The organism is Rhizobium sp. PP-F2F-G48, assembly GCF_004342335.1.
Classification (GTDB): domain Bacteria; phylum Pseudomonadota; class Alphaproteobacteria; order Rhizobiales; family Rhizobiaceae; genus Ferranicluibacter.
In genome coordinates this window covers 633,414-650,770 of the sequence record NZ_SLVH01000003.1, presented here as the reverse complement: position 1 = coordinate 650,770, position 17,357 = coordinate 633,414, and the positions used below count along the sequence as shown (strand labels likewise).

The 17,357-nt window shown below is 64.4% G+C and carries 19 protein-coding genes; 11 read left to right on the top strand and 8 right to left on the bottom strand.

Annotation, left to right across the window (positions count from 1 at the left end; translation table 11 throughout):
- Positions 1 to 201: 201 nt before the first annotated feature.
- The 4 genes from lnt (at position 202) to C8J36_RS11065 (ending at position 4,634) form a co-directional block, all read left to right on the top strand.
- A complete protein-coding gene (lnt, locus tag C8J36_RS11080) occupies positions 202 to 1,797 on the top strand; it encodes an apolipoprotein N-acyltransferase (protein ID WP_132534803.1) in 1,596 nt (531 codons plus the stop codon).
- Between the two features lie 151 nt (positions 1,798 to 1,948).
- A complete protein-coding gene (locus tag C8J36_RS11075; RefSeq protein WP_062595254.1) occupies positions 1,949 to 2,374 on the top strand; it encodes a helix-turn-helix transcriptional regulator in 426 nt (141 codons plus the stop codon).
- A 220-nt stretch (positions 2,375 to 2,594) separates the two neighbouring features.
- Positions 2,595 to 3,836 carry a methionine adenosyltransferase gene (gene metK / locus C8J36_RS11070; protein WP_062595253.1) on the top strand — a complete coding sequence of 414 codons (1,242 nt, stop codon included), beginning with the start codon at positions 2,595 to 2,597 and terminating at the stop codon, positions 3,834 to 3,836.
- 81 nt (positions 3,837 to 3,917) lie between these two features.
- Positions 3,918 to 4,634 (top strand): tRNA (guanosine(46)-N(7))-methyltransferase TrmB, encoded by a 717-nt coding sequence (locus C8J36_RS11065; RefSeq protein WP_132534801.1) that lies wholly within the window; start codon positions 3,918 to 3,920, stop codon positions 4,632 to 4,634.
- A 21-nt stretch (positions 4,635 to 4,655) separates the two neighbouring features.
- Here C8J36_RS11065 and C8J36_RS11060 read toward each other — a convergent pair whose 3' ends face one another.
- From C8J36_RS11060 to C8J36_RS11050, 3 genes are all read right to left on the bottom strand, one after another.
- Positions 4,656 to 5,549 carry a DMT family transporter gene (locus C8J36_RS11060; RefSeq protein ID WP_132534799.1) on the bottom strand — a complete coding sequence of 298 codons (894 nt, stop codon included), beginning with the start codon at positions 5,547 to 5,549 and terminating at the stop codon, positions 4,656 to 4,658.
- Positions 5,550 to 5,710: 161 nt separating this feature from the next.
- Entirely contained in the window at positions 5,711 to 5,968 is a 258-nt protein-coding gene (locus C8J36_RS11055) for a DUF1150 family protein (protein WP_062595250.1), read from the bottom strand.
- A gap of 141 nt (positions 5,969 to 6,109) precedes the next feature.
- On the bottom strand, positions 6,110 to 6,538 hold the full coding sequence (locus tag C8J36_RS11050; protein ID WP_132534796.1) for an Hsp20 family protein: 429 nt from the start codon (positions 6,536 to 6,538) through the stop codon (positions 6,110 to 6,112).
- 205 nt (positions 6,539 to 6,743) lie between these two features.
- Between C8J36_RS11050 and C8J36_RS11045 the strand changes: the two genes are divergently transcribed.
- Entirely contained in the window at positions 6,744 to 7,688 is a 945-nt protein-coding gene (locus tag C8J36_RS11045) for a nucleoside hydrolase (protein WP_132534794.1), read from the top strand.
- A gap of 76 nt (positions 7,689 to 7,764) precedes the next feature.
- Here the strand turns inward: C8J36_RS11045 and C8J36_RS11040 are convergent, their stop codons facing one another.
- The 3 genes from C8J36_RS11040 to C8J36_RS11030 all read right to left on the bottom strand — a co-directional run bounded on the left by C8J36_RS11040 (position 7,765) and on the right by C8J36_RS11030 (position 10,380).
- Entirely contained in the window at positions 7,765 to 8,085 is a 321-nt protein-coding gene (locus C8J36_RS11040) for a hypothetical protein (RefSeq protein WP_062595247.1), read from the bottom strand.
- 109 nt (positions 8,086 to 8,194) lie between these two features.
- On the bottom strand, positions 8,195 to 9,094 hold the full coding sequence (locus tag C8J36_RS11035) for a ribokinase (RefSeq protein ID WP_132534792.1): 900 nt from the start codon (positions 9,092 to 9,094) through the stop codon (positions 8,195 to 8,197).
- A gap of 62 nt (positions 9,095 to 9,156) precedes the next feature.
- On the bottom strand, positions 9,157 to 10,380 hold the full coding sequence (locus C8J36_RS11030; protein WP_132534789.1) for a DNA recombination protein RmuC: 1,224 nt from the start codon (positions 10,378 to 10,380) through the stop codon (positions 9,157 to 9,159).
- A gap of 143 nt (positions 10,381 to 10,523) precedes the next feature.
- Here C8J36_RS11030 and def point away from each other — a divergent pair, with 143 nt between their 5' ends.
- Genes def through truA form a run of 3 tightly spaced genes read left to right on the top strand, consistent with a single transcriptional unit; the run spans position 10,524 to position 12,795 of the window.
- The gene (def, locus tag C8J36_RS11025) at positions 10,524 to 11,048 is read left to right on the top strand and encodes a peptide deformylase (RefSeq protein ID WP_062595245.1); all 525 of its coding nucleotides are present in this window, start codon (positions 10,524 to 10,526) and stop codon (positions 11,046 to 11,048) included.
- A 55-nt stretch (positions 11,049 to 11,103) separates the two neighbouring features.
- Positions 11,104 to 12,039, top strand: coding sequence for a methionyl-tRNA formyltransferase (gene fmt / locus C8J36_RS11020; RefSeq protein ID WP_132534787.1), 936 nt, complete (start codon positions 11,104 to 11,106; stop codon positions 12,037 to 12,039).
- A complete protein-coding gene (truA, locus tag C8J36_RS11015; protein ID WP_132534784.1) occupies positions 12,040 to 12,795 on the top strand; it encodes a tRNA pseudouridine(38-40) synthase TruA in 756 nt (251 codons plus the stop codon). It begins immediately after the preceding gene.
- 9 nt (positions 12,796 to 12,804) lie between these two features.
- Here truA and C8J36_RS11010 read toward each other — a convergent pair whose 3' ends face one another.
- Both C8J36_RS11010 and dapE read right to left on the bottom strand, forming a co-directional pair.
- A complete protein-coding gene (locus C8J36_RS11010) occupies positions 12,805 to 13,404 on the bottom strand; it encodes a hypothetical protein (protein ID WP_132534782.1) in 600 nt (199 codons plus the stop codon).
- Positions 13,391 to 14,641: a succinyl-diaminopimelate desuccinylase gene (gene dapE, locus C8J36_RS11005; protein ID WP_132534780.1), complete on the bottom strand. Its 1,251-nt coding sequence runs from the start codon at positions 14,639 to 14,641 to the stop codon at positions 13,391 to 13,393. Before dapE ends, C8J36_RS11010 begins: the two co-directional genes overlap by 14 nt.
- Positions 14,642 to 14,756: 115 nt before the next feature.
- Between dapE and C8J36_RS11000 the strand changes: the two genes are divergently transcribed.
- The 3 genes from C8J36_RS11000 (at position 14,757) to C8J36_RS10990 (ending at position 17,248) form a co-directional block, all read left to right on the top strand.
- Positions 14,757 to 15,035 carry a metal/formaldehyde-sensitive transcriptional repressor gene (locus C8J36_RS11000; protein ID WP_062595240.1) on the top strand — a complete coding sequence of 93 codons (279 nt, stop codon included), beginning with the start codon at positions 14,757 to 14,759 and terminating at the stop codon, positions 15,033 to 15,035.
- Entirely contained in the window at positions 15,032 to 16,090 is a 1,059-nt protein-coding gene (gene dmeF / locus C8J36_RS10995) for a CDF family Co(II)/Ni(II) efflux transporter DmeF (RefSeq protein WP_132534778.1), read from the top strand. The genes C8J36_RS11000 and dmeF overlap by 4 nt, the downstream gene beginning before the upstream one ends.
- Before the next feature lie 117 nt (positions 16,091 to 16,207).
- A complete protein-coding gene (locus tag C8J36_RS10990; RefSeq protein WP_132534776.1) occupies positions 16,208 to 17,248 on the top strand; it encodes an aldo/keto reductase in 1,041 nt (346 codons plus the stop codon).
- The last annotated feature ends 109 nt before the right edge of the window (positions 17,249 to 17,357 follow it).

Sequence of the window (17,357 nt, the reverse complement as noted above, 5' to 3'; positions counted from 1 at the left end):
CATAAGGCGCCTCGACAAAGAAGCTGACCGTGATTCGACGAGATCCCTGACAGTGCTGCCGGTGTGTCGTCGCGCGCGGTGACGCATGCTCTGGGCATGGCTGATGCGTCATGAACAGGCGAGGACATCGACAGACGCCGCGCGATCATCGCGGCGGGGGGTGCCGGGTGCCCAAATACCGGCGAGCGGAGTGGAATGCGCATGGAACGTTTGGCGGGCAGGATCATGCTGTCGTCGGGTCTGCGGCGGGCATCTCTCGGGTTTCTGGCCGGGCTGCTCACCGTCCTCGCCCTGTCGCCTTTCAACATCTTCGCTGTCCCGTTCCTCACATTTCCCGTTCTCGTCTGGCTGCTCGACGGCACCTCCGGCCATCCCGGGCACGGGCCGCTTCGCCGGGCCCTGCCGGCCTTCGCGCTCGGCTGGTGGTTCGGCTTCGGCTATTTCCTCGGCAGCCTCTGGTGGCTCGGCAACGCACTTCTGGTCGAGGCCGATACCTTCGCCTGGGCACTGCCGCTCGCCGTCGTCGGGCTGCCCGCGGTGCTCGCGATCTATTACGGCCTGGCGGCCTACGTCGCCCGCTTGATCTGGTCCGACGGGGCAGGCCGCATCGCCGCTCTGGCCGTCGCGTTTGCCGGCGCGGAATGGCTTCGGGGCGTCCTGCTCACCGGCTTTCCCTGGAACGCGATCGGCATGGCCGCCATGCCGGTGCCGCTTCTCATGCAGTCGGTTTCGCTGGTCGGCATGATCGGCATGAACCTGCTGGCCGTCTTCGTCTATGCCGCGCCGGCCCTGATCGGCACCCGCAAGGGCATGGGCATCGGGCTGATGCTCGCCTTCGGTCTCGTTGCCGCGCATGTCGGCTACGGCGCCTATCGCCTGGCACAACCGACGCCGGTCGTGGCCGAGCCGCAGCCGACGGTCAGGATCGTGCAGCCGGCGATCGACCAGTCCCGAAAACTCGACGATCGCGAACGGGCGTCCGTCTTCGAGGCCCATCTGGAGCTGAGCGCCGCATCGCCTGTCGGCGACGGCAAGAGACCGGACATCATCGTCTGGCCGGAAACGGCTGTGCCTTTCATTCTCACCGACAACCCCGATGCGCTCACGCGGATCGCCGACGTGCTGCAGGACGGGCAGATCTTGATCACCGGAGCCGTCCGCACGGAAGATGCGGGCGCCGGCCTGCCGCCGCGTTACTACAATTCCGTCTATGTGATCGACGATCGCGGTCAGATCATCGGCGCGGCCGACAAGGTCCATCTCGTGCCGTTCGGCGAGTATCTCCCGTTCGAGGATCTGCTGTCGCGCATGGGGCTGAACGCCATCGCCGCGTCAATGCCCGGTGGCTTCTCGTCTGCGGCAACCCGCACCATCCTGACGTTGCCGGGCGGGCGAACGCTCTATCCGTTGATCTGCTACGAGGCGATCTTTCCGAACGAGATCGGCAGCGACGCGCTGTCCACCGCGGCACTGCTCAACATCACCAATGATGCATGGTTCGGCGATACGCCCGGACCTCATCAGCATTTCCAGCAGGCCCGCCTGCGCGCGGTCGAGAACGGACTTCCGATGATCCGGGCCGCGAATTCCGGCATTTCCGCCGTCATCGATGCGCGCGGAAACGTCGTCTCCGGCCTTTCTCTTGGTCAACGTGGCTTTTTCGACACAATTCTGCCTGCTCGTGCCGCTTTGGTCGCAGCGCCCGAGCAACAGCGGAGGCACGCTCTCGTTCTGGTGCTGTTTATGATGGTGTCCGCAATACTTTCTCGTTTTGGTTTTGTTTTTCGGCAGAATTGACCCAAAACGCGCGAAGTTGCATAGTGCCGCTGCCGTCGATCTCACCTATGCGCTGAGGGGAATGACCCGGATTGTGTGGCATGGCATATGGTCTGCTTTTTGCAACGGCCGAAGTACGGGCGGAAGTAACTTCGAATAATAGGAACCCGCTATGATTGAGAATAAAAAGAAGCCGAATCCGATCGACATCCATGTCGGAAGTCGGATCAGGCTTCGTCGGACAATGCTCGGAATGAGCCAGGAAAAGCTGGGGGAAGCACTTGGCATTACCTTCCAGCAGATCCAGAAATACGAAAAGGGCACGAACCGCGTCGGTGCGAGCCGGCTGCAGAACATCTCCGCTATTCTCAACGTTCCAGTCTCCTTCTTCTTCGAAGATGCACCGGGCGACGGCGGGTCGGGGAGCGGCGCCTCCGGCATGGCGGAAGCGTCGAGCTCGAACTATGTCGTCGATTTCCTGTCGTCCTCCGAAGGCCTCCAGTTGAACCGGGCCTTCGTCAAGATCGGCGACCCAAAGGTCCGCCGCAAGATCGTCGATCTGGTCAAGGCGCTCGCAGCAGACGTCGAAGCCGAGTAGGCTCGAAATCCTGGGATCGAAAGAAGCGGCTTACGGGCCGCTTTTTTTATGTCGCTCGGAGGTCTCTCCGATGGGGTTTGTGATGCGTCTCCGGCACACATTCCGCAATAAATGACCTCATTTGCTGATATAAAGATATATTTATGTCCTTGTGCGCTTGTCTTTTACGGGCATACTTACTACACCGTCGAAGCCTGTTTTCACTGAGGGGACGTCCCGCATGCGCGCTAACTACTTGTTTACTTCCGAATCCGTGGCCGAGGGACATCCTGACAAGGTCTGCGACCGGATCTCGGACGAAATCGTCGATCTGGTCTATCGTGAAGCTGCAAAGACGGGTGTCGATCCCTGGGGCGTGCGCATCGCCTGCGAGACGCTGGCAACCACCAATCGCGTCGTGATCGCGGGCGAAGTTCGTCTGCCGCCGAGCCTGATGAAAAAGGACAAGAACGGCAAGGACGTCATCAATCCGGCCAAGTTCAAGACCGCCGCCCGCAAGGCGATCCGCGAGATCGGCTACGAACAGGACGGCTTCCACTGGAAGACCGCGAAGATCGACGTGCTGCTGCATTCCCAGTCGGCCGATATCGCACAGGGCGTCGACAGCGCCGCCGACAAGCAGGGCGACGAGGGTGCCGGCGACCAGGGCATCATGTTCGGCTATGCCTGCCGCGAAACGGCCGACCTGATGCCGGCCCCGATTTACTATTCCCATCGCATTCTCCACCTGCTCGCCGCTGCCCGCAAGAAGGGCGAAGGCGATGCCGGCAAGCTCGGCCCGGACGCCAAGAGCCAGGTCACCGTGCGCTACGTCGACGGTCAGCCGAAGGAGGTCGCCTCCATCGTTCTGTCGACCCAGCATCTGGACGAAAGCTGGGATTCGGCCAAGGTGCGCGACGTCGTCGAGCCTTTCATCCGCGAAGCGCTGCACGACATCGAGATCGCCTCGGACTGCAACTGGTACATCAATCCGACCGGCAAGTTCGTCATCGGCGGGCCGGACGGCGATGCGGGTCTCACGGGCCGCAAGATCATCGTCGACACCTATGGCGGTGCCGCACCGCATGGCGGCGGCGCTTTCTCGGGCAAGGACACGACCAAGGTCGATCGCTCGGCCGCCTATGTCGCACGCTATCTCGCCAAGAACGTTGTGGCCGCCGGTCTTGCAGACCGCTGCACGATCCAGCTTTCCTACGCCATCGGCGTCGCGCAGCCGCTCTCGATCTATGTCGATCTGCATGGCACCGGCAAAATCAGCGAAGACGAGGTCGAGGCCGCGATCCGCAAGACGATCGACCTCTCGCCGTCCGGCATCCGCCGTCATCTCGATCTGAACAAGCCGATCTATGCCAAGACATCGGCCTATGGCCATTTCGGTCGCAAGGCCGGCCGCGACGGCTCCTTCTCGTGGGAGCGTCTCGATCTGGTCAAGCCGCTGAAGGATGCGCTGAAAGTCGCCTGAGGCGTTTCGGTCCGCGGAATTTTGTGACAAGAGAACGGATGCCCTCGCCGGCATCCGTTTTTGTTTTGGAGACGTCAGCGCATGACAGACAAGCGCCCCTCAGGGTCCCCGACCCGGGCCACAGAGGCCTTTTTCGGTCGCCGCAAGGGAAAGCCGCTGCGGGCGAGCCAGGCAGCGCAGCTCGAGAACGGCCTGCCGACATTGCGTCTCGACCTCGATGCGCCAGCGCCTGACGATCTGAAGTGCCTTTTTCCGGACGACGTGACGCGCGTGCGGCTGGAGATCGGCTTTGGTGGGGGAGAGCATCTGATCCACCGCGCCGTCGAACAGCCCGCAACGGGCTTCATCGGCGTCGAGCCCTTCGTAAACTCCATGGCAAAGCTCGTTGGACGAATCGATGAGGTCGGGGCGCGCAACATCCGGCTGCACGACGACGACGCGACGCAGGTTCTCGATTGGCTGCCGCCGGCAAGCATCGACCAGATCGATTTGCTCTATCCCGATCCCTGGCCGAAGCGGAAACACTGGAAGCGCCGCTTCGTCTCGTCGGTCAATCTCGACCGCTTCGCCCGCGTGCTGAAGCCGGGTGGCCTGTTCTGCTTTGCGTCCGACATCGATAGCTATGTGAACTGGACGCTGCTGCATTGCCGCGATCACGCCGCCTTCGACTGGCCCGCACGCAATGCCAGCGACTGGCTGACGCCCTACGAGACGTGGCCGAGCACGCGCTACGAGGCAAAGGCGCGCCGCGAGGGACGCAGCTCCGCCTACCTCACCTTTCTGCGCAAAGACGCCTGAGGAACGAGGATCCCAAGGGGCTCAGGGGACGGGTTTGAGCTTCGGCTTCCGTCCGAAGGGCAGCAAACCCAGCACCAGCGCGCAGCCGGCGATGATGACCGCAGCGCCTGCGATCTGCACGGGCGTGATCGGCTCGTCGAGCACCAAGGCGCCGACGAGAACGGCGACAATCGTCACGGCGAATTCGACGCTGATGGTGCGCGTGGCGCCGATGGAGGTGACAAGCCGGAAATAGGTGACATAGGTGAGGGCGCTCATGACGCAGCCGAGCACGAGCAGCGCGCCCAGATCCGTCCACGAGGGCAGGCCGGGAACGGGCACGACGAGCAGCAGCGGCAAGGTCATCAGCCCACCGGAAAGAAAGGCGCCGATCGTCACTTCCAGCGACCCGATACCCCGCAGGCGGTGGCTTGCGTAATTGCTGCCGAAGGCGGCGCAGAACGCGCTGAACAGCGAAGCGGCACAGCCGAGCAGGAAATCCGGCGTGATCGGCACGGCGGGAAAGCCGACCAGAAGCACGATGCCGATCGTGCCGGTGACGAGGCCGACGAGCCCCTGCGCCCGGATCCGCTCCAGCTTCCAGAGATGCGCGATGACCATGGAGAAGAGGGGAATGGCGGCCACGAGAATGGCAGCCATCGCCGTCCCGACACGCGGCGTCGCGTAGGAAAGTCCGATCAGCTGGCCGGCAACCGTGGTGGCGCCGACGATGACGAACGGCATTCGGCGCGGGCCAAAATGGAGCACGCGGCGACCGAGAGCGGCAAACGCCAGAAGCGTGCCGCCGGCAACGAAACTTCGCAACGTGACGGCACCGACCCAACCGAACGCATCGACCACGTGCAAGAGCACGAGGAAGGAGAGGCCCCAGGCAAAGGCGAGAAAGAGATAGGCGACGACATCCCGCTGTTTCATGATCTCCCGGTTATCCCAAGGCGGCCACGACGGCAAAGACTTTTAACGAGAGAGGGTTTTGACGCCGCACTGGCCGGGTTCGGGGAGCGGGCGGCGTCGTTGAGCGGATGGTTTGCGGGCGGTGCGGCAGGCGCGCGCACGGGCAAACAGGCGCTCGGCGATCAGTGAAGGGTAACCGTCTTCAGGTCGTCTTCGGCAGCCTTGAAGAAGGTGCTCGAACGGTTGTCGGTGAGGAGAATGGGCGTGCCGTCGGCGCCGAACAGCGCCCAGAGATCGAGACCGGGTTCCATGCTGGGAGCCTCGGGAAAGCAGCGCGAGACCTCATCAGACCGCATTTTGCGGATGTAACCGACTTCACCTGCACCAAGATGTGCCAGGTCGGTTTTCGACAAATGGCTGCTGACGTGCTTCAATCCCATGAACTCTCTCCTCGTTGCCGCACGAACCTTCCGCAAAGAAAGGTCACGCGACATAAGATTATGTTTTCATGCGAGGATTGGCGAAATTCGCAACCAGGGTCGCCAGCCTTGCAGCCGGCGAAGTCTCCCTTGCCGGTGAGATCACTCTGAGACCAAAATGTTAATTTTCTTTACCATGCGGACAGGTTCTGGACGAATGAGATCGACGGAGAGCAGTCCATTCCGCAATTCGGCCTTCATCACCTCCATGCCCTCGGCAAGCACGAACATGCGCTGGAACTGGCGCCCGGCAATGCCGCGATGGAGATAGTCGCGCTCCTCCGTCTCGGTCTGGCGGCCGCGGATGACGAGCTGGCTTTCCTCGATCGTCACGTCGAGATCGTCTTCGGCAAAACCGGCAACGGCAAGCGTGATCCGCAGGCGTTCCGGCTCGTCCGACGCGCGGCTGCGCACGCGTTCGATATTGTAGGGAGGATAGCCGTCATTGCCCTTGGCGACGCGTTCGAGCGTCTTCTCCATGGCGTCGAAGCCCAGCATCAGCGGGCTCGTGAAAGGCGTCAGGCGGCTCATATCTCGTCCTTGCAAACCTCAAGCGACCGATACGCGAACCCGCGAGGCGGCGTCCGCGCTGGATATATGGGGTGGGTGCCGCCGGCGCGCAAGCCGCTGTCCGCCTCTCTTCGCCCCAAACATCAAAGCATCGGCAGGATGCCTTACGGCGTGGCGGGAATCGTTCTATGCAGGACGAAGGAGACAGCAGGATAAGGATATCGCCGTGGCCGCACCCGCCAAGATCATCATCGACACCGATCCCGGACAGGACGACGCCGCCGCGATCATGCTGGCGCTCGCAAGCCCTGACGAGCTCGACGTCGTGGGGATCACGACCGTTGCCGGCAACGTGCCGCTCAGCCTCACCGCCCGCAATGCGCGCATCATCTGCGAGCTGTCGAACCGGCCGGATATCAAGGTCTATGCCGGAGCCGACAAGCCGCTCGTGCGCACGCTGGTGACGGCCGAACACGTGCACGGCTCCACCGGCCTCGACGGGACGGTGCTCGCCGAACCGACCATGCCGCTGCAGGAGATGCACGCGGTCGATTTCATCATCGAGACTCTGCGCACCGAGCCCGCAAACACCGTCACCCTCTGCACGCTCGGCGCCCTCACGAATATCGCGCTGGCACTGCAGAAGGCGCCGGACATTGCGGGCCGCGTGAAGGAACTGGTCATGATGGGCGGGGGCTTTTTCGAGGGCGGCAACATCACGCCCGCCGCCGAGTTCAACATCTATGTCGATCCCGACGCGGCCGACATCGTCTTCAGGTCGGGCATGCCGATCGTCATGATGCCGCTCGACGTGACGCATAAGGTGCTGACCCTGAAGGCCCGCGTCGATCGCATCCGCGCCATCGGTCGTCCGGCCGCCGTCGCCATGGCGGAAATGCTCGATTTCTTCGAGCGTTTCGATATCGAGAAATACGGCAGCGACGGCGGCCCGCTGCACGACCCGACAGTCATTGCCTATCTTCTTCGCCCGGAGCTCTTTTCCGGCCGGGATTGCAACGTGGAGATCGAGATCCGGTCGGAGTTGACGGTGGGCATGACGGTGGTCGACTGGTGGCAGGTTACAGGCCGCCCGCACACCGCAAAGGTCATGAAGGATGTCGATGCGGACGGTTTCTTCGACCTGCTGACGGAGCGGCTTGCCCGCCTCTGAACCCGTCGCTGTCAACAAAAAAGCCGCACATCCTCCCGGATGCGCGGCTTTTCCATATGGTCGGTATGCGTTGGACTTAACGCCACCAGGACCGCGGCTCCGGTTCGCTCGACGAGCCGAGGATATAGCCGACGGCGACGCCGATGGCTGTCGCGAGCACCACGACACTGGCGATTCCGGTCGGATGTTCGCGTGCCACGTCCGCAACGGCACGGCCTTCGGCCTTCACCTGGGAGACCGCCTTCTTCGCGTAAGGCGCGGCAGCCTCATAGGCTTCGGCCGCCTTATCGCGTGTGTCGCTGTAGGCGCGAGCACCCTGCGACGAGACGATCTTGGTCAGGCGGGCGACTTCGTCGCGCAGCGCGCGGACATCTTCATTGGAGGAATTCAAAGACATTTCGGGTTCTCCTTGTCTACCGGTCGCTAAACTCCGTTGGACGAGGATTGGTTCCGGCCGGCCGCGCTGGGCTCCGAACACGGGAAGCCCGGCGCTCTCTCAGCGTCTCTCAGAGAGCCGCATCGACCATGCTTGCGAGCGGAATGGCCGGCTGGGCGCCCGGCTTCAGGCAGGCGAGCGATCCGGCAACCGCCGCACGCCGCAACGCCCTCTCGAACGGCAGCCCGGCATCGAGTCCGGCAGCGAGATAACCGCAGAACGTGTCTCCGGCGCCGACCGTATCGACCGGCTCGATCACGAGGCCGGCGGCCGTGTACATCTCGCCCTCATGCAGGGCGATGACGCCGCCGGCGCCCAGCGTCACGATGACCGTCTGGCCCGTCTCGGCGCCGAGCGCCCGGATGGCGGATTGGCGCTCTTCGGGCGACAGCCGGTCGCGCCCGGCAAGCCGTTCGAATTCGGTTTCGTTGGCCACCACGATATCGGCCATGCGCCCGAGCACGGCGGCATGCTCGGTCAGCGGTGCGATGTTGATGATCGAACGGACGCCCCGCGCGCGCGCGGCAAGGAGTGCGCCTTCGACCGCCGCTGCGGGCACTTCGAGTTGCAGTACCAGCGTGTCCTGCGGCGTCATGGTTTCGATGGCGGCCAGCGCATCCGCTTCGTTGACGGTACCGTTTGCGCTGGCGACGACGACGATCACGTTCTCGCCGTCTCCGCCCACCAGAATATGCGCGGTGCCCGTCGGTTCGCTCGCCGTCTTCACCAGCGAAAGATCGGTGCCGGCCTCTTTCATCAGGCCGAGCGCGGATTCGGCAAAGGCATCCCAGCCGACGGCGCCGGCCATGCGCACGGTGGCGCCGGCGCGCGTTGCGGCCAGTGCCTGGTTTGCACCCTTGCCGCCGGCGGCCGTGGTAAAGCTGTTTCCCGTCACCGTCTCGCCGGGCTTCGGCAGGCGCGCCGTGGTGGCGATAAGGTCCATGTTAATGGAGCCGAAAACGGTGATCATGCAATGCCTCCCGAATGCGCCGCGTCGGGCGGCGTGTGTAAGCCGGACACTGCCCGACGCTCTTAGTCCTCGTCAACCACCCGCAGCTTCAGCGAGCCGGCGCGGCTGCCAGGTGCTGGCGACGGCGTCGCGGGGGTAGCGCCGGTCCCGGCCTCGTCGGATGCCGTGCTTCGCGTGTCCTGCAGTTCCAGCGCTTCGATCTTCGCGCCCCGGCGCTTCAGCTTGTCGGAGGAGATCAGAATATCGTCGACATCCTTCTGTGTGGTCGTGAAATGACCGTGCAGCTTGCGCACCCGCTCGTCGAGGCGCGACAGATCCTCCATCAGTCGCACGACTTCGGCCTGGATCAGATGGGCCTGTTCACGCATGCGGTGGTCGCGCAGGATCGCCTGGATGACCTGGATGGAGAGCAGCAGCAGCGAAGGCGAAACGATGACGACGCGCGCTCGATGCGCCTTCTGGACGATGCTCTCGAAATGCTCGTGGATGTCGGCAAAGATCGATTCGGACGGCACGAACAGGAAGGCCGTGTCCTGCGTCTCGCCGGGGATCAGGTATTTTCCAGCGATATCCTTGATGTGCACATCCAGATCGCGTCGGAAGAGAAGCGATGCCTGCCGTTTCAGCTCGGGCGACTGCGCGGCCCGCATGGCGTTCCAGGCTTCGAGCGGAAACTTGGCGTCGATTGCCAGTCCCGGCTGGCCGTTCGGCATATGGATGATGCAGTCCGGGCGCGAGGCGTTGGAAAGCGTCGCCTGAAACGCATAGGCCCCCTGCGGCAAACCGTCGGCGATGATGGTTTCCATGCGGCCCTGTCCGAAGGCGCCGCGCGTCTGCTTGTTGGCAAGAATCTGCTGCAGCCCGGCCATGTCCTTCGCCAGCGACTGGATGTTCGTCTGCGCCGTGTCGATGACGGCCAGCCGCTCCTGCAGCGTGCGCAGATTCTCGTGCGTCTGGCGCGTCTGCTCGGTAATCGAGGCGCCGATACGCTGCGTCATGCCGTCGATGCGCTGGTTGATCGACTGGTTCAGCTCGTATTGCCGCGTGCCGAAGATATCGGCGATGGCGGCGATCCGGCCTTGCATCTCGGTCTGCGCCTGGATCAGCGCCGCCATCTGCTCCTGCGCCGTGTCGACCTTGCGGAGCGCGCGGCGGCGAAACCCTGCGAGAACAGCGAGGCCGACCGCGACGACCACGCCGACCAGAAGCCAGGCAATGAGGGTCGGCGAGAGGCCCGTCACATCGGAGGCTGCGAGCACGATATCCAGGGGCGAGGAAGCGGTCATGGCCGGACTGTAGCGAAATTTATCGCGAAGGCCAGATCAAATCGTGAACATCATCCGAATGTCAGGCAATTTCCGCTCGAAAATGCGCGCAAATCCGCCTCGCCCGAATTCCATCGTTCGAAAAGATCGGTTATCACCACGCCATGACGATCAAGCCTCTCATCATCCTGCCCGATCCCCTGCTTCGCCAGATCTCCGCGCCCATCGAGCGCGTCGATGACGAGGTGCGACGCATGGCCGACGACATGCTGGAAACCATGTACGACGCGCCGGGCATCGGGCTGGCCGCGATCCAGATCGGACTTCCCCGCCGCATGCTGGTGATCGACATCGCCAAGGAGGGCGATGAGAAGGCGCCGCAGGTCTTCATCAATCCGGAGATCCTGACATCGACGGACGAGCGGTCGGTCTATGAGGAAGGCTGCCTGTCGATCCCCGACTATTACGCCGAAGTCGAGCGCCCCGCCGGCATCTCGGTGCGCTATCTCGATCGCGACGGTCGCCCGCAGGAAATCGCGGCGGATGGCCTTCTCGCCACTTGTCTGCAGCACGAGATCGACCACTTGAACGGTGTGTTGTTCATCGACCATATCTCCAAGCTGAAACGCGAGATGGTCGTGCGCAAATTCACCAAGGCCGCCAAGACCCGCGGTTCGAAGGCGATCTGATCGGGTCGGGCCGCGGTCAGCCGCAGGCCCCGCCGCCCTATCGAAGGAAGCCGTCATGTCGCTGCGCATCATCTTCATGGGAACGCCGGAGTTTTCCGTGCCGACGCTCGCCGCATTGGCACAGGCGGGACACAAGATCGTCGCCGTCTACACCCAGCCACCGCGTCCCGGTGGCCGGCGCGGGCTCGATCTGCAGAAGTCTCCCGTTCATCAGGCGGCAGAACTGCTCGGCATCGAGGTTCGCACGCCGCTGAATTTCAAGGCCGACGAGGATCGCGAAGCGTTTCGTGCGCTGGATGCCGACGTCGCCGTGGTCGTCGCCTATGGCCTGCTCTTGCCGGAAGCCATCCTGTCGGGCACACGCCTCGGCTGCTACAATGGGCATGCCTCTCTTTTGCCGCGCTGGCGCGGTGCGGCCCCCATCCAGCGGGCGATCATGGCGGGCGACCGGGAGACCGGCATGATGGTGATGAAGATGGAGAAGGGGCTGGATACCGGCCCCGTGGCCCTGACCAGCCTCGTCAGCATCGGGCCGGATATGACGGCCGGCGAGCTTCACGACACGCTCATGGTGCGCGGCGCAGCGCTGATGCGCGACGCGATGGAGAAGCTGGAGGCGGACGACCTGCCGCTGACCCCGCAGCGCGACGAGGGCGTTCTCTACGCGGCAAAGATCGCCAAGGGCGAAACGCACATCGATTTCACCAAGCCGGCGCAGGAGGTCCACGATCACGTTCGTGGCCTGTCGCCTTTTCCGGGCGCCTGGTTCGAGCTCGACATTGCCGGCAAGCGGGAGCGCGTCAAGGTGCTCGCCTCCACGGTGGAAACGGCCCGCGGCGAGACGGGCACGGCCCTCTTCGACGACCTGACGATTGCCTGCGGCGATCGGTCGATCCGCCTGACGCGGCTGCAGAAGGCCGGCGGCAAGGTGCTGCCCGCCGACGAATTCCGGCGCGGCACGCCGGTTCCCGCCGGCACGAGGCTCTTCTGAATGCCGCGCTTTCGCCTGCTGGTGGAATATGACGGGTCGTCCTATGTCGGCTGGCAGCGCCAGGACAACGGCCACTCGGTTCAGGGCGCCATTGAAGCCGCCGTTCTGCGGCTGACGGGCGAGGCCGTGTCGGTCCGCGGGGCGGGCCGGACCGATTCCGGTGTCCATGCCCGCGGGCAGGTGGCGCATACCGATCTCACCCGCGACTGGCCGCCGGAAACGCTGCGCAACGCGCTGAACGCCCATCTCGGCCAGCGTGGTGAGCGCGTCGCGATCCTCGATGCGGAAGCCGTGCCGGACACGTTCGATGCGCGCTTTTCGGCCCTTCGCCGCCATTATCTCTACCGCATCATTTGCCGCCGCTCGCCCTTGGCGCTCGAGGCCAAACGCGCCTGGTGGGTGGTAAAGCCGCTCGACGCAGGTCTCATGCACGCGGCGGCACAGACGCTCGTCGGCCGGCACGATTTCACCACGTTCCGCTCCGTCCACTGCCAGGCCAACAGCCCGGTGCGGACGCTCGACCGTCTCGACGTGACGCAGGATGGCGACGTGATCGAGATCCGCGCGACCGCCCAGAGTTTTCTCCACAACCAGATCCGCTCGCTGGCGGGAACGCTGAAGATGGTGGGCGAGGGAAAGTGGCCGGTCGAGCGCGTGCGCGCCGCCCTCGACGCCCGCGACCGCAAGGCCTGCGGCCCCGTCGCCCCGCCGGATGGGCTCTATTTCATGCAGGTGGATTACAGAACGGACGCTTGAAACGCCGCTCTACACGGGCAGCAGGCCGAAGCTGCGCTGCATCGCCTCGCCGATCATCAGCGAAGGCAGAATGAAGAGCGCCGACAGCGTGACCGCGAGCAGCGTCTGATCGCCCCCGGTGATCACCTTCAGCACCCGGAATATCGCGATGATGATGGCGATGAGCGCCATGAGGGAAAGCATCCCCGTCATTCCGTCGCTGTCGGGGATGACAAGCCGAATGGCGGCGGGAACGGCCATGCCGTAGAAGGTCGGGATCGACAGCCAGTTGGTGACGACGATGATTGCGCCCAGCGCCTGCGCATAGCCGAGCGGCCGGGCGAGAACGACGATCAGCAGGATCGGCAGGATCCAGGTCGCAACATCCACGATGAAGAGCTTGGCGATGAAAGCAAGGCCCGCCGTCGTCCCCTGGGGCATGTTGATCAGGTAGAACATCCGCCAGGCCGACCAGCTGACAGCCATGGCCGGCAGGCACCAGAGGATGGCGGCAAAGGAGCGCCAGACGCCGACGGGGCTGAGATCCAGCCAGTCGAAGCCCTCCGGCTTGCCCAGCACCAGCAGCCAGACGCCCTTGAGATAGGTGCCGATCTCCTCAAGCTGCGGCATCGTCGAACCAGCGCTCGAGAAAGGCGAGATAGATGCCGGTCAGGGTTTCCAGGTCCGCGACCGAAACCCGCTCGTCCACCATATGCATCGTCTGGCCGACCAGCCCGAACTCCACCACCGGGCAATGATCCTTGATGAAGCGGGCATCCGATGTGCCGCCCGTGGTCGAAAGAGCCGGCTGCCGGCCTGTCACCGCTTCGACGGCCGACGAGAGCGACGAGATGAGCTGGTTGCTGCGCGTGAGGAAGACATGGCTCGGCCGCTCGCTCCAGGCGAGATCGTAGCGGACGGGATCGCGACCCGGACGCAACGGACCGTCCGTCGCCGCCCGGTCGAGCCGCGCGACGATCTCCGCCTTGAGGCTGTCCGCGTCCCATGTGTCGTTGAAGCGGATGTTGAACCGGAACGTCGCGCGCGCCGGAATGACGTTGACGGCGGGATTGCCGACGTCGAGGCTGGTGACCTCGAGGTTCGACGGCTGGAAGTTCTCCGTACCCGCGTCGAAGGGCGGGTCCATCAGCGCCGTCGCAAGCTGCAGCGCACCGCGCACAGGGCTGTCCGCCAGATGCGGATAGGCGGCATGGCCCTGCACCCCGTGGACGGTGACCGTGCCCGAGAGGGACCCGCGCCGGCCGATCTTGATCATGTCGCCGAGCTGGTCGGGATTGGTCGGTTCGCCGACGATGCAGGCGTCCCAGCGCTCGCCGCGGGCTTTCGCCCAGTCGAGCAGCTTCGTGGTGCCGTTGATGGCGGGACCTTCCTCGTCGCCCGTGATCAGCAGCGAGATCGCGCCGTTCGGCGCTCCGTGCCGGCCGATGTATCGGGCGACCGCGGCAATGAAGCAGGCAATGCCACCCTTCATGTCCACCGCGCCGCGACCATACATCATGCCGTCGTCGATGGCGGCGGCAAAGGGCGGGTGAGTCCAGGCCGCTTCGTCGCCGACCGGAACCACGTCCGTATGCCCGGCAAAGAGCAGATGCGGCCCGCCGGGGACCGCGTCCGCGCCGCCGAGCCGTGCATAGAGGTTTTCGATATCGGGCGTTCCCGCTTCCTCGGCGAGAACACGATCGACCGAAAAGCCGAGCGGCGCCAGCAGGCCGTCGAGCACGCCGAGCGCTCCGCCTTCGGCCGGGGTGACCGAGGGGCAGCGGATGAGGGCGGCGAGGTTGGCCACCGGATCGCTGGAAGAGGGCAGGGCGGACGGGGCAGGGGAGGTGGGATCGGCAAGGGACATGAAGGCAGCCTGTTGATTCCGGAAAGATGTAGCCGATCACTCCCCGGCTGTCACGACGGTTCGCATGTGCAGCATGGATTGCCTCAGCGTTCTCTATAGGGTATCCCCCTATGCTATGTCACATCTGTCGAAAAACAAAACCAAGCTGATCGCCCGCGTTCGCCGCCTCAAGGGGCAGCTGGAGGCGATCGAAAGGGCGCTGGAGGCGGATGAGCCTTGCGGCACCGTGCTCAACCAGGTCGCCTCCGTTCGCGGTGCCGTGACCGGACTGACGGCCGAACTGATCGAGGATCACATCCGCAACCATGTGAGCGATCCGGACCACGATGCCGATCCCGAGCGCGCCCGCGGTGCGGCGGAGCTGATCGAGGTGATGAGGACCTATCTGAAATGACCGAAAATCGCCTGTCGACTCCCCATCACCACGTCTTTCTCGGGCGCGACCACGCCCGCAACGAACGCCGGACATGGATCGTCATCGCGCTGACGGCCGGCATGATGATCGCCGAGATCGTCGCCGGCAACGCCTTCGGCTCCATGGCGCTGGTGGCGGATGGCTGGCATATGTCGACCCACGCCGCCGCGATGCTCATCACGGCCCTTGCCTATGTCTATGCGCGCCGCAACGCCCGAAACCCGCGCTTTACCTTCGGCACGGGCAAGTTCGGCGATCTCGCCGGCTTCGCCAGCGCCATCGTTCTGGCGCTGGTCGCTTTGTTCATCGCCTGGGAGAGCGCGCTGCGCCTCTGGTCTCCGGTCACGATCGATTTCCAACAGGCCATCGCCGTCGCGGCCCTCGGCCTTGTCGTCAATCTGGTCTGCGCCTGGCTGCTCCGCGGTGATCACCACGGGCACGGGCATCATGGGCACGGGCATCACGAACAGGGGCATCATGGCCATGGACCTGGCGCACACGGCCACGGGCATGCCGATCATCATCACGATCACGCCAACGGCCATGATCACGCCGAGAGCCACGACCACCCGCATGCCGATCACAAGCCCGCCCGACATCAGGACAACAATCTGCGCGGCGCCTATCTGCACGTGCTCGCCGATGCCCTGACGTCGGTTCTGGCGATCGCGGCCCTCGTTCTCGGCAGTCTCTACGGCTGGCTCTGGCTCGATCCGGCCATCGGCATCGTCGGTGCGCTCGTCATCGCCCGCTGGTCCTTCGGCCTCCTGCGCGACAGCGGCGCGGTGCTGCTCGACTACGTTCCCGCCGGTGAGGATCTGCCCGACGAGATCCGCCATGCCATCGAGGGCGGCGATGTCCGAATCACGGACCTCCACGTCTGGCAGCTCGGTCCCGGCCATCACGGCGCGATCGTCGCGCTGACGGATGCAAGCCCGAAATCGCCGGCGTTCTATCGGGCGCAGCTCGCGCATATCGCCGAGCTGTCGCACGTGACGATCGAGGTGGAGCCGGCCGAAGCCCAGGCGGCCTGAGGATATGTCCGGCGCCGCTGGATCTTAGCCCGGATTGCGCTAGCTTATCCGCCGAATCACACGGCTCGCACGGCTTCCGGGCGCGCGTCGATCCGAATTGACAGGATGGAACAGACCATGCGCTACAATCAGCTTGGCAATACCGGCCTCTTCGTCTCCGAACTCTGCCTGGGAACGATGACCTTCGGCTCGCCGGACGATCCGCGATGGGGTCCGATCGCGGATGTCGATCAGGACGCTGCCGATCGCATCGTCGAGCGTTCGCTTGCCGCCGGCATCAACGTCATCGACACGGCCGACGTCTATTCCTTCGGTCAGTCGGAGCGGCTGCTGGGCCAGGCGCTGAAGAACAACGCGGTCGCGCGCAAGGACGTGATCATCGCGACCAAGGTCTATGGCATCATGAGCGGCAAGCCCAACGATCGCGGCGCCTCGCGCGGCCATATCATGGATTCGGTGGAAGCAAGCCTCGAGCGTCTCCAGACCGACCATATCGACCTCTACCAGATCCATGCGACCGATCCCGTCACGCCGATCGACGAGACCCTGCGCGCTTTTGACGATCTCGTCTCCCGCGGGCTCGTGCGCTATATCGGCGTGTCGAACTGGCAGGCCTGGCGGATCGCCAAGGCGCTCGGCATTTCCGAGCGCAAGGGCTATGCCCGCTTCGACAGCCTGCAGGCCTATTACTCGATTGCCGGACGCGATCTCGAACGGGAACTCGCACCCTTGCTGCTTGAGGAGAAGATGGGCCTCATGGTCTGGTCGCCGCTTGCCGGCGGGCTGCTCTCCGGCAAATACGGTCCCGGTGCGCCCGGAAACGGCGACGGCCGCCGCGCCAGCTTCGACTTCCCGCCGGTCGACAAGGACCGCGCCTGGGCCTGCGTCGCTGCCATGCGCGAGGTCGGGGAAAAGCATGGGGTGAGCGTCGCCGAGGTCGCGCTTGCCTATATTCTGGCAAAGCCGTTCGTCAGCACCGTCATCATCGGGGCCAAGCGGTTGGAGCAGTTGGAGCAGAACCTGAAGGCCACCGAGGTTCGGCTCGATGCGGACGATCTTGAGACGCTCGATGCGGTCAGCGCGCTCGCACCGGAATATCCCGGCTGGATGCTGGAGCGGCAGGCCACGAACCGGCGCCCGGACCCCTTCAAGCGTTAGATATCACGACATCGACAAGGTGTCTGAAAAGCATTGGGCGTCGCTGCGCCCATTGCTTGCGGGTTTGTGAAAGGCTACTTTCCGGATCTGTCTAACGTTCTGTTCCGAG